Below are 12,652 nucleotides of genomic sequence, written 5' to 3'. Positions count from 1 at the left end.
AAATGCAAACAAAAACACGTCTTCTCTTATGAAGACGTGTCAACTATCTATTGGAATGACCTTTTACAGCTATGATCTCTTTAGCAATTAATTTATCATCCTTAAATTTCACTATATAAGCCTGAGTCAACAGGGTTTCATCATTCCAACGATATTCATTATTTTTAACCTTTTTACCTGCGCCGCCTGCTGTCTCTACTACCTCAATATATGACATATCATTTTTTAATTTCTCAAATTCTACTTCGTTCATATTTTTTTGCCAGTGATACGTATTTGCTTCTTCAATCTCTATAATAGGATCTCCACAGCCTACCATCATAATCATGGAACCAATAAGCAAAGGTAAATAAAGACGTTTTAAGAAATGGTCTTTGCTCATATAAACACCTCCGTAGCCAATCCGATTACTTCTAAATTTTTACCCCTAATTTTTATTTTAGAAACATATCTCATTTTACCTTATAAAAACGCCCTCATTTATCGGTAATTTTTACTATTTTTAGATAATGTTAAAAATATGCAATAAGTTAGGCTCATGTCAATAATTCAATTAACTTCACTGGGATTGGGTGATTTTTTAGTAGCAGTAGAGGAGTTATTTAGGGCAATAGATGTTATTTTATTAAAACCAATGGGAGGTTGGTCATAAAGGCTTCAGAAATTGTAAAGCTTTTAGCCTCTATGTTTTTACCCTATGAACTGGGTCTTTATAAAATGATGCTTTCACAATTTCAACATAAGCTTGAATGCATTTCATGCTCAAATGCTAAGTTGAAAGAAAATCATTATTAAATAAAAAAAGCTCTTATGACTGTAGCAGTACATAAGAGCGATCATATCAATTTTAAATGGCGGTCCCGACCGGGATCGAACCGGCGATCTCCTGCGTGACAGGCAGGCATGTTAACCGCTACACCACGGGACCTCTTTAAGACATTTATAAATATATCATATAGTAAAAAGCTATGCAATATATATTTTCATATTTTTTCTTCACATAATTTCTTGCAATTGGCATCGATCTTGCAAATAAATTAATAGTTTTAACAACACTATTTAGTAGGAGGTTGGTGCCATGGTTCGGTACATATTTACACGAATTGGTTATATGATCATTACCCTTTTTATTATTATTCTACTGTCATTTTTATTAATGAAAGCTTTGCCAGGTTCACCATTTAATGATGAGCGTCTTCCAGAGTCTCAAAAAGAGCTACTTTACAAAAAATATGGGTTAGACAAGCCTGTTCCTGTGCAATTTGGCATTTATTTAACGAATCTTGTACAAGGAGATTTAGGAGTTTCTTTTGTCTTTGATAATCGACCAGTGACTAAAATTATTCAGGAACGTATCGGTGCATCGGCAATTTTAGGCTTTCAAGCCATTATCGTGGGAACAATTATTGGGCTTTTATTAGGAATTATAGCGGCTCTAAAACACAACACTATTATTGACTATGGAGCCACAATACTAGCCGTACTAGGTATATCGATTCCATCGTTTGTCTTTGCAGGCTTTCTACAATATTGGGTTGGCGTTAAACTAGGCTGGCTACCCATTGCCTTTTGGAATGGCTTTGAATATTCTATTTTACCAACGATTGCTTTAGCAGTTGGAGTAGTTGCTACAATTGCTCGTTTCACGCGCATTGAAATGCTAGAAGTACTTAGTCAAGAATACATCTTAACCGCAAAAGCCAAAGGTTTATCAAACCCTTTTATCATTACAAAACATGGTATTCGAAATGCCATGATTCCAATCGTGACTATTATTGGTCCGTTAACTGTTAACACTATTACTGGTTCACTTGTTATTGAAAAGATATTCAGTATTCCAGGTTTAGGTGAGCAGTTTGTTAATTCTATTATTACCAACGATTATCAGCTAATTATGGGAACAACTATTTTTTATGCGGTGCTATTTGTAACCGTTATTTTAATCATCGATATTTTATACGGGTTGATTGATCCCCGAATCCGTGTGACAGGAGGCGATAAGGCATGACTATAAAATTGACAGAAGGTATAACTAAGAGCTATTCAAAGGAGTTATTTGAATATGCATCGCAAACTGATATTACGGATGATATCACCTATCGTCCTGAGCAATCATTTTGGCAAGATGCATGGCGTGGTTTGCGGAAAAATAAAGCAGCTATTGTTGGGTTATGTACTATTATCGTCGTTATATTACTTGCCATTTTCGGCCCTTTTATGAATAGCCACGGTTATGATGAACAAAATATTGCGCGCACTAATTTACCTCCAAAAATTCCTGTCCTTGAGAATATTTCTTTCTTAGGCTTGAATGGTGTTGATAGTCGAGGCGTAGACCAATATGAAGCAAAAGGGATTGCAGAATATTTTTGGTTTGGTACAGATGAATTAGGTCGAGATCTTTGGACGCGTATATGGGAAGGAACACGAATTTCTCTTTATATTGCTTTTTTAGCAGCAACCATCGATCTAATTATAGGGGTTGCCTATGGGGCTGTCTCAGCATTTTATGGTGGTCGGACAGATAATATCATGCAACGTATTATTGAAGTGTTAGTTGGTATCCCTGGCCTAATTGTGAACATACTTTTGATTCTTATTTTAAAGCCAGGGATTATTTCGATTACGATTGCAATGGTGATTGTAGGCTGGATCAGTATGGCTCGAATTGTTCGAGCACAAATATTGAAGTTAAAATCATATGAATATGTGCTTGCTTCACGGACACTTGGTGCTAGTAACCAACGTCTCATTTGGAAGCATTTAATTCCCAACACGCTTGGGCCAATTATTGTTGCAACTACGTTTACTATTCCAGGAGCCATTTTCACGGAAGCATTATTAAGCTTCATCGGATTAGGGCTACAGCCTCCAACAGCTTCTTTAGGAACAATTGTCAATGATTCGTATAAATTACTACGAATTTATCCACATGGCATGATTGTTTCATCTATTGTCATTAGCTTGATTATGATTAGCTTTAATTTACTCGGGGATGGACTGCGTGATGCATTCGATCCAAAAACTCGTAAATAAGGAGATGCTCTAAATGAAAAAAATATTAGAAGTGAAAAATTTAAGTGTCTCATTCAACACATACAACGGTGAGGTACAAGCAGTACGCAACATTTCATTTGATTTATTTGAAGGTGAAACCTTAGCCATTGTAGGCGAGTCTGGCTCAGGAAAATCAGTTACTTCTAAAAGCCTTCTTCGCCTCAATCCAACTGAGACAACGATATTAAAAAGTGGACACATTTTATATAACGGACATAATATTTTTACTTGCAGTGAGCAAAAAATCCGAGCAATTCGTGGAGCTGAAATAGCCATGATATTTCAAGATCCAATGACTGCTTTAAACCCTACGATGACGATTGGTCGCCAAATAGCAGAAAGTATAAAGAAACATACAACTTTACGTGGCCAACAAATTACTAACCGTGTTATAGAACTATTGCAACTAGTCGGTATTAAAGAAGCTGATAAACGATATAAACAGTACCCACACCAATTTTCTGGAGGGATGCGCCAACGAATAGTGATTGCCATGGCGCTAGCTTGTGAGCCGCGCATCATTATTGCCGATGAGCCTACTACAGCACTAGATGTTTCGATCCAAGCACAAATTTTAGAATTACTAAAAAACATACAACAAAAAATGAATTTATCGATTATCTTTATTACCCATGATTTAGGTGTTGTCGCCAAAATGGCTGATCGTGTTGCTGTTATGTATGCTGGAAAAATCATTGAAATTGGCTTAGTTGATGAAATTTTTTATCATTGTCAACATCCTTATACACAAGGCCTACTTGCAGCCATGCCTAATCCAGATATTGATACCAATTCATTGTATGCCATTCCAGGAACACCACCAAACCTGCTTCAGCCACCTACTGGAGATGCCTTTGCAGCTCGTAATAAACATGCATTGAAAATTGACTTTATAGAGGAGCCACCGATGTTTCAAATAAGCGACACTCATTTCGCAGCAACTTGGTTATTGCATAAACACGCACCTAAAATAGTACCGATTCATCAACAGCCTACACAGGTACAGCAAGAGAAAAGTAAAGCACCCACTGTATTCGATAAAGAACATCCATATTTATCATTAAAGGAGGTCAAGCAGCACTTTTCTTTAGGAAAAAACACTGTTAATAAAGCTGTTGATGGCATTACGTTCGATATTTATAAAGGAGAAATTTTTGGTCTAGTGGGAGAATCAGGATGTGGTAAATCTACAACTGGACGTTCCATAATTGGACTCAATTCGATTACTAGCGGAGAAATTCACGTTGATGGTCGTAATATCAATGACAATCAAACAAAAAAAGACAAACTAACTTTCAATAGCAAGGTGCAAATGATTTTCCAAGATCCCTATTCTTCCCTTAATCCGCGTATGAAAATAGTGGATATTATTGCAGAAGGATTGGCCATCCATGAAGTACCAAAAAGTGAATGGAAGCCCAAAATATATGAGCTATTAAAAATAGTAGGATTAACAAAGGAGTATGCAAACCGTTATCCTCACGAGCTTAGTGGTGGACAACGTCAGAGGATTGGTATTGCACGTGCTCTTGCTGTAGAACCTGAGCTCATCATTGCAGATGAACCTATTTCTGCGTTGGACGTGTCCATCCAGGCACAAATAGTGAATCTACTGAAAAAGTTACAAAAGGAACGTGGATTGACCTATCTTTTTATTGCACATGACTTGTCGATGGTGAAATATATTAGTGATCGTATTGGTGTGATGTATCGAGGAAAAATCGTTGAGCTAGCAGACAGTCAAGAGCTCTATGATCACCCAGTACACCCTTATACGAAGTCATTATTATCAGCCATTCCATTGCCAGATCCTAAGTTAGAGCGAGAACGCAAACGCATTATTTTTAATGAAGCTACCTATCAAGCTAGCAGAAATTATGAGAGTGAAAGCTTTGTAGAGATACGGCCTGGTCACTTTGTTATGCTGACAGAAGAAGAGCTTGTCCAATACCGTCTAGCACAAGAAGGAGGTATATCACTTTGAATATAAAGGTCACAGCCCTACTTGCTAGCTGTATTGTCATAAGTTCCCTTAGCTATACTTGGCTCCTCCATCAACCAATAACTTTTTTAACATTGATCAACAATATTTTCCTTATTTCACTTGCATTCACTATTGTAGGTGCATCATTATTTGTTGTGCAAGGTGGGCTTTTTAATGGTATCGCCTATAGTTTTAAACGTTTTTTTGCACGTGTCACTAAAAATGGTGCCTATGCCTTTGAATTAGATGGAGATTTAGAATTTGTTCATGCACCTTCCTACACCTTCACTTATCCACTATTACTAGCGGGTATACTTGGCTGTTCCGCAACAGCCATTTTATCGATAGTTTTCTATCTATAAATGAAAAACAAAACCATCAATAGAATTTTATGAAAGGTGAAAAAGGATTTCCGTTGCAGGTTAATTGCTTTCCTGTGGTTGAGCGCCGAGCCGCTTCGCTCAAATGTTTCTTTTTAGCAAAGTTTTTTAAATAAAGTCTGGTAGAGGGGTGTTGTCACTCATCACTTCTCCACATTGAAAATAAGAGGCTATCTACAAATAATGGGCTATTTTGCTCGCTACGGCTCGTATGAAAGATAAGGAAAGACGCTTTTGCATATGGCGAGACTCTGGAGCAAACGCAGTGAGTGAAGCAGCTCATCGGACGCTGGCGGAACGGAAATCACCCCCTCGCCTTTCAAAATAGCTTTTTCTGCCGTTGACATCGCCCTTTTTCAACAACATGAAAAAATGCTGTCCTCCGAAAGTAGAGGACAGCATTTTTTAGTTTACAATTTCTACCCATTTATAGCTTATGTCAGCTGAGAATGGATGCTCGTATAAATTTTTCACGTATGGTTTTGTCAAACGACTTAACCCTTTTTGAAATGTTGGAGCGAATGCTACGTCTTCCATCATTAATTTTTCAGCTTGCTGCATAAGTTCCCAGCGCTCCATAACATCAGAGGTAGTTTTCGCTTGTTTTATTAATGCATCCACTTTTTCATTTTTATAGTTGGATTGATTATAATAAGCTGTTGATTCAAATAATTCAATGTAAGTCATAGGATCTTGATAGTCAGGACCCCAACCGCCATAGTCTAAGTCAAAATCAACAGCCCCCTCTAATGCAAGTTTTTGCTTATTAGGCTGCATATTAATTGTTAGCTCTAAGCCTTCTAAATTCGTCTCTAATTGATTTTTAATAAATTCAGCAGCTTTCTTAGATTCTGCACGGTCATATGTTAAAAACTCCAGTTTTACTTGGTCTACACCAAGTTCCTTTTTGCCAGTAGCCCATAGTTCCTTCGCTAATTCGATATCTGTTTTATTCATATCACCGTTTCCATCGCGGAAGTCATTCCCCTTGTCATCTGTTGATAATCCCTGTGGTACTAAATAATAAGCAGGAATAGAACCATCCTGTAATATCACATCAGCAAAGCCTTGTTTATCCCATGCCAAATCAATGGCTTTACGAATGTTTTGATTAGCTAAATATTGATTTTCGTGATTTATACGAATAAAATACGTATTTGGCTTTAAAAACGTTGAATACTCTGGACTGTCTTTATATTGAGCGACATACTCACTCGATAACTCGGCAGTGTCTATTTCACCAGCCTCATAGAGATTGACAGCCGTTGCTGTATCTTTGACAATTTTTTGTGTGATTTTAGTAAGCTTGACAGTGTCTTTATCCCAATAACTTTCATTTTTGACGAACGTCCATCCTTGCCCATGTTGCCAAGATTCCATCTGGAAAGGACCATTATAGATCATATTAGCCGCTTCTAGCGCATATTGATCGCCTTGGGATTCTGTAAATTCTTCATTTAATGGGAAAAACGGTGCATAAGTCGTTAAGCTAATAAAATACGGAATAGGCGCATTTAGTTGCACTTCTAATGTTTCATCGTTTAACGCCTTAATACCAATTTCCTCTACCTTTCCATAAAGTGGGTCCTCTTCTGTTTGAACATTGGCCGCATTTTTTATATCCAACATTAAGTAAGAATAAATTGCTTGTGTTTCTGGGTTTATAGCTCTTTTCCAAGCATATTCAAAATCATGTGCTGTAACTGGAGACCCATTACTCCACACTGCATCCTTGCGTATTTTAAATGTATAAACTGTACCATCCTCAGAAACTTCATGTGACTCTGCCATACCCGGAACTGGTGTATTTTCAGGCCCTATACGATATAACCCCTCGAACACAGAGTTCATTGCCGTCACAGCAAGTGCATCTACACTCCCCAATGAGCTCATTGTCGTTAAATCACCTGTTGCAACTAAATGAAGCTCTTGTGCAGCAGTATTGTCGCCTTCATCAGTAGATGCATTGTCTGATTCATTACTATTTGTAGTATTTCCAGAAGTATTGTTTTCTTTCCCGTAACAACCGACCAATACAATGAGCATTAATCCTAACAATACGACAAGCCATTTTGTTTTTTTAGCCATCCTCAAAACCCCTTTGATTTTATTGCACGAATGAAATCGCACTATAAAAATCTATGCAATTTTCATGCCGACGCCAAATATTTTTAAAATTGGCACAGATTTTGCATTATAATTTCACTAAAGGGGGAATGACAACATGTCAAAATTAGAACAATTACGAAATGCTTTACAAGCACAAGATACAAGCGCAATGATTATCACAAATGCACAAAACCGACGTTATCTAACAGGATTTACTGGAAGTGCAGGAACGGTTGTAGTAACTAATAGGCGCGCACTTTTATTAGTGGACTTCCGCTACACACAACAAGCAACGGAGCAAAGTAAAACTTTCGAGGTTCATGAGATTGATCGCAACCGTATATATGAAACGATTCAAGAGATTTTAGATCAAGATTCAATCCAATCAGTTGGCTTTGAACAACATCACGTAACTTATTACGCCTATCAATTAATGGCTAATAAATTGACAGCAACATTACAGCCTTTATCTAATATTGTGGAAAATTTACGTATGATTAAGACACCAGAAGAAATTGAAATAATTAAGAAGGCAGCTTGGATTTCAGATGAGGCATTTAAGCATATTTTAACATTCATTAAACCGGGTGTTTCAGAAATCGAAATTGCCAATGAATTGGAATCCCATATGCGAAAAAACGGTGCAACTAGTGCTGCATTTGATATGATTATCGCTTCAGGTCATCGCTCTGCTCTACCACATGGTGTAGCATCTTCAAAAATAATTGAGCAAGGTGACATGCTAACACTTGATTTTGGTGCTTATTATCAAGGCTATCGTTCTGACATGACAAGAACTATTGCTGTTGGTGAGCCACCTGAACAATTAAAAGAAATATATCAAATTGTTTATGATTCCTTGCAACATGCTCTTTCTAATATGAAAGCTGGTATGACAGGGCAAAATGCAGATAGCTATACACGTGACTACATTACAGCTAAAGGCTATGGGGACAATTACGGACATGGAGCAGGACATGGCATCGGGTTAGATATCCATGAAAATATATTCATGTCGTCAGTTTGTGAAGACATCTTAGAAGAGAATATGGTACTTACAGTTGAGCCAGGCATTTACGTTCCACAAGTTGGCGGTGTTCGCATAGAAGATGATGTCATCATTACAAAAGACGGTGTAGAAGTGATCACACACTCACCAAAAGAACTCATTATTTTATAATTTCTTTACACTTATCCTATAGATGTTTACTTTTTTTACACTTTTTAAAAACCTTTCATTTCAACATTTTGAGCTTTTTATTGGAAGCTTATAATATATTTCGTTGCACATGTCAAAATTTCTTGTCACTATATTTTCTAAGGTTAGATAGATTGATAGAGAATCGAGGTTTTATTATGCAACTTTCTATTAAGCAAACACAAGAATTACAAATCGTTATGTCTGCCCAACTTCGTCAGGCAATCGAGCTACTCCAATATTCAACTCAGGAATTAGAACAATATATACGTGAACAAGAACTCGTTAATCCTTTAATTGAATTAAGTGAACCAACACTTAAAGACCATCTACAGATTCCAAAAATGAGTAGCAGACATCTTGATATTATGCATCTTGCCACAAAATGTGAAAAAAATGTTCGTGATGAACTATTCCAACAGGTCAGGCTAACATTTTCTAACGAAAAGGACATTCAACTCTTAAAACATATTATTTATCATTTAGATGACAATGGTTATTATGAGCATTCAACGCAAACGTCTTATAATGACCTAGAAATTGAAAAGGGCATTCATTTATTACAAACAATTGGTCCCTTAGGAATTGGTGCACGCAATTTGAAGGAATGTTTACTATTGCAAACCATTTATTGTCATAACAGCCCTGCTCATGCTGAAACCGTTATTTCTAATTATCTAGAAGAGCTTGCCAATAAGAAGTGGAAACAAATCTCAAAAGAGCTGGATATATCGCTAAGTGACTTACAAATGATCTATCTTTTTATACAATCACTACAGCCAAAGCTGAGCTCATTATTTTATCAAGAGTTGGTACATATGACGATACCAGATATCATTGTTGATATCGTTGATGGTGGGATTACCTTTTCGTTAAATGATTATTATTTACCAAAAGTTAATATTCACGCTGACTACTTTCCTTATATAAAAACGCATTCCTCAGAGAAGAGTTATTTTAAAAAACACTTAACTGACTACCATTGGTTAGTTAACAGCATTGAACAACGTCGAAATACAATGATCAATATCATGAAGGCACTTATTGAAAAACAAAAGAAGTTTTTTCTATATGGCTTTGATGCCATGCAACCACTTACGTTGCGTGAAATTGCTGACCAAATAGATGTTCATGAATCAACGGTTAGCCGCATTACAACGAATAAATATGTACAAACTGCTTTTGGCACATTTGAATTAAAAGAATTATTCACCTCTAAATTGTCAACAGCAAATGGTCATAGTGTGTCGCAAATAAAGGTGAAGTCATTGCTGTCAGACTATATAAAATCTGAAAATAAAGTAAAGCCCTTCTCTGATCAAAAAATAGCTGAGTATTTTAACTCTGCGTTGGGAATTGAAATATCTCGTCGTACCATAGCAAAATATCGCGAGGACATGAACATACCTTCCTCTGCTAGACGTAAAATAAACCAGTTTAAATAATGAGAAAAGGAGCTATCTATTGGGGGTAGCTCCTTTTCCATCTAAACAAATTTAAAGCAGACTCACTTATTATTGCTTCATATTGACAAATACACTTTTCACCTCAGTATAATTGGACAAACCATATTCGCCGCCCATTTCACGACCAATACCTGACTGTTTATAGCCACCAAATGGCATCGTTTCCCATTCTAAGCCAAAATCATTAATCCATACTGTTCCTGCCTGTAGTTTACTAGCAATATAATGTGCTTTTTTTACATTTTCTGTCCAAATGCTTGCAGCAAGTCCATACTTACTATTATTAGCACGCACGATCACTTCTTCTATTGTTTCAAACGATAGAATAGACATAACAGGTCCGAAAATCTCCTCCTGAGCAATCGTCATCGTGTCCTGTACATCAGCAAAGATAGTTGGTTGTACAAAAAATCCCTTTTGGAGTGCTCGATTACCACCAGCTACTAAGCGAGCACCCTCTTCTTTTCCTTTTTCAATAAAACCAAGGACTGTATTTAATTGCTTTTGTGACACTAACGGGCCCATTTCTGTTTCCGGATCTAGTCCTGGTCCTACCTTCAATGCCTTAGCCTTTTCTGCAAGTCGTTCAACAAATTGATTGTATAGACTACTATGCACAAATACTCGTGTACATGCGCTACAGTTTTGGCCGTGATTGTACATCGTTCCAGCAAAAGTTCCCTCTATTGCTTCCTGTACATCTGCATCTGGTAACACAATAGCAGGAGATTTCCCTCCAAGCTCTAATGTTACACTTTTCACTTCATCAGCTGCCTTTTTCATCACGTGGATTCCAGTTTTTGTTGATCCAGTGAAGGCTACTTTAGCTACACCTTTATGTGTAACAATAGCTTCTCCAGCTTCTCCCGTACCCGGTACAATATTTACTACACCATTTGGAAAACCAGCTTGTTTCATTAATTGCCCTACATATAATAATGATAATGGCGTTTCAGCCGCTGGTTTGATGACAATCGTACACCCTACAGCTAACGCTGCACCTAGCTTCCATGCCGCCATTGCAAGAGGGAAATTCCAAGGAATAATTTGACCTACAACACCAACAGGCTCATGTACAATATAATTTAAGTAATCCTTGGATACTTGTACAGTCTGTCCTGTAATTTTTGTCGCCCACCCTGCATAATAACGGAAATGCTGAACAGTGCCATCCACATCATCTGCGAGAGCAGTTTGATATGGTTTACCATTGTCTATTGATTCAAGCTGTGCTAGCTCTTCACGATGTTCTTCTAGTAAATCTGCCAATTTATAAATAATTCGTGAGCGTTCAGCTGCCTCCATCGTTGACCATGCACCCTCAAATGCTTTTTGAGCAGCTTCTACTGCAAGATCAATATCTTCTGCCTGTGCTTCGCTTACTACAGCAATGACCTCTTCATTAGCAGGATTTAGAACATTCAATGTTTTACCTGATTGAGCTTGCATGTATTCACCGTCGATATACAAGCCGATTGTGGACTGTAGAAATTCCTTTACTTGTGGTTTTAATGTCAACACTGCCTCCATCATTCATCCCCCTTTGCATTAATAATGTTCAATTGCCAGTACGTCTAAATTAGTCATAATTGCTTTAAGTTGGGCATCTTCTTCCTCTGTTAGTGGGAGTCGTGGTAGACGACATGGTCCCCCTGCCCATCCTTTTAGTTCCATTGCACGTTTAGTGATTTGTACATATTTACCTGATCCCTCTAAAAATGCACATAAAGGTAATAAACGATCATAAATTGCCCAAGCTGCCTCTAAATTTCCTTCTTTTACTTGACTATATAACTTTGTGACAAGCTCTGGCACAATATTTCCAGATACAGAAATCCACCCAACAGCCCCAACTAAAAATGATTCTATGGCTAAGTCCTCTGAACCACAAAATACTTTAATATTATCTTGGCCTTGACGTACGATATCACGCGCTTTTCCAATACTGCCGCTCGATTCCTTAATGTGTGTAATATTTGGAACATCTCTACCTACTTTTAAAATCGTTTCTAAACCAATATCTACCCCCGAAGTAAACGGATTATTATAGATCATAATAGGGAAGCTTACAGATTCGGCTACTGATTTAAAATGAACATATATTTCCTCATCTTTTGGGTGTGCATAATAGGAATTAATCAATAATGCTGCGTCTGCGCCGGCCAGTTCAGCCTGCTGTGTATAGGTGATAGCCTCTGCAGTTGTCTCAGCAGCTGTACCAACAATCAATGTAATTCGCCCTTTAATTTGATCTACAGCTACTTCTACTGCTTTAAACCGTTCTTCTTTCGTTAAACTTACAAATTCGCCTGTACTACCGTTAATAGCAATACCTGTTACCCCTGCTTCAATAAAATGTTCAATATTTTGACGGAAACCATCCCAATCAATGTCCGTTTGGTTTTTCATCGGTGTTACTAATACCGGAAATACACCTTCTAATTTTTTCATCTTTTTT

Annotated in this window: 10 protein-coding genes and 1 tRNA gene; 6 read left to right on the top strand and 5 right to left on the bottom strand. The window is 37.2% G+C overall.

Translation table 11 applies throughout. The features are described 5' to 3' along the window. Positions 1 to 43: 43 nt before the first annotated feature. Both MHI34_RS09955 and MHI34_RS09950 read right to left on the bottom strand, forming a co-directional pair. Positions 44 to 382 carry a hypothetical protein gene (locus tag MHI34_RS09955; protein WP_036119013.1) on the bottom strand — a complete coding sequence of 113 codons (339 nt, stop codon included), beginning with the start codon at positions 380 to 382 and terminating at the stop codon, positions 44 to 46. Between the two features lie 470 nt (positions 383 to 852). Next, a tRNA-Asp gene (locus tag MHI34_RS09950) sits at positions 853 to 928 on the bottom strand. A 150-nt stretch (positions 929 to 1,078) separates the two neighbouring features. On the opposite strand from MHI34_RS09950, the gene opp3b reads away from it, so the two are divergent. The 4 genes from opp3b to MHI34_RS09930 are packed head-to-tail and all read left to right on the top strand — an operon-like array spanning position 1,079 to position 5,403. After that, positions 1,079 to 2,008, top strand: a complete 930-nt coding sequence (opp3b, locus tag MHI34_RS09945; RefSeq protein WP_342504386.1) for an oligopeptide ABC transporter permease — start codon at positions 1,079 to 1,081, stop codon at positions 2,006 to 2,008. Beyond that, positions 2,005 to 3,036 (top strand): oligopeptide ABC transporter permease, encoded by a 1,032-nt coding sequence (gene opp3C / locus MHI34_RS09940; protein ID WP_340812213.1) that lies wholly within the window; start codon positions 2,005 to 2,007, stop codon positions 3,034 to 3,036. Before opp3b ends, opp3C begins: the two co-directional genes overlap by 4 nt. A 13-nt stretch (positions 3,037 to 3,049) precedes the next feature. Beyond that, the gene (locus MHI34_RS09935) at positions 3,050 to 5,041 is read left to right on the top strand and encodes an ABC transporter ATP-binding protein (protein ID WP_342504385.1); all 1,992 of its coding nucleotides are present in this window, start codon (positions 3,050 to 3,052) and stop codon (positions 5,039 to 5,041) included. Next, positions 5,038 to 5,403: a DUF3899 domain-containing protein gene (locus MHI34_RS09930; RefSeq protein WP_231744985.1), complete on the top strand. Its 366-nt coding sequence runs from the start codon at positions 5,038 to 5,040 to the stop codon at positions 5,401 to 5,403. Before MHI34_RS09935 ends, MHI34_RS09930 begins: the two co-directional genes overlap by 4 nt. A gap of 423 nt (positions 5,404 to 5,826) precedes the next feature. On the opposite strand, the gene MHI34_RS09925 is transcribed toward MHI34_RS09930, so the two are convergent. Then, positions 5,827 to 7,509, bottom strand: a complete 1,683-nt coding sequence (locus MHI34_RS09925; RefSeq protein WP_271911090.1) for a peptide ABC transporter substrate-binding protein — start codon at positions 7,507 to 7,509, stop codon at positions 5,827 to 5,829. A gap of 136 nt (positions 7,510 to 7,645) precedes the next feature. Between MHI34_RS09925 and MHI34_RS09920 the strand changes: the two genes are divergently transcribed. Continuing rightward, positions 7,646 to 8,710, top strand: a complete 1,065-nt coding sequence (locus MHI34_RS09920) for a Xaa-Pro peptidase family protein (RefSeq protein ID WP_342504384.1) — start codon at positions 7,646 to 7,648, stop codon at positions 8,708 to 8,710. A gap of 176 nt (positions 8,711 to 8,886) precedes the next feature. Then, positions 8,887 to 10,173, top strand: coding sequence for an RNA polymerase factor sigma-54 (gene rpoN, locus MHI34_RS09915; protein WP_340812218.1), 1,287 nt, complete (start codon positions 8,887 to 8,889; stop codon positions 10,171 to 10,173). A 69-nt stretch (positions 10,174 to 10,242) separates the two neighbouring features. Here rpoN and MHI34_RS09910 read toward each other — a convergent pair whose 3' ends face one another. Both MHI34_RS09910 and dapA read right to left on the bottom strand, forming a co-directional pair. After that, positions 10,243 to 11,724 carry an aldehyde dehydrogenase family protein gene (locus MHI34_RS09910; RefSeq protein ID WP_342504462.1) on the bottom strand — a complete coding sequence of 494 codons (1,482 nt, stop codon included), beginning with the start codon at positions 11,722 to 11,724 and terminating at the stop codon, positions 10,243 to 10,245. 18 nt (positions 11,725 to 11,742) lie between these two features. Continuing rightward, positions 11,743 to 12,645 (bottom strand): 4-hydroxy-tetrahydrodipicolinate synthase, encoded by a 903-nt coding sequence (gene dapA, locus MHI34_RS09905; RefSeq protein WP_058843566.1) that lies wholly within the window; start codon positions 12,643 to 12,645, stop codon positions 11,743 to 11,745. Positions 12,646 to 12,652: the final 7 nt, after the last annotated feature.

The sequence above is a fragment of the Lysinibacillus sp. FSL L8-0126 genome (genome assembly GCF_038630385.1).
GTDB lineage: Bacteria > Bacillota > Bacilli > Bacillales_A > Planococcaceae > Lysinibacillus > Lysinibacillus fusiformis_D.
The sequence above is the reverse complement of the archived record's forward strand: the minus strand, read 5'-3'. Positions and strand labels throughout refer to the sequence as shown.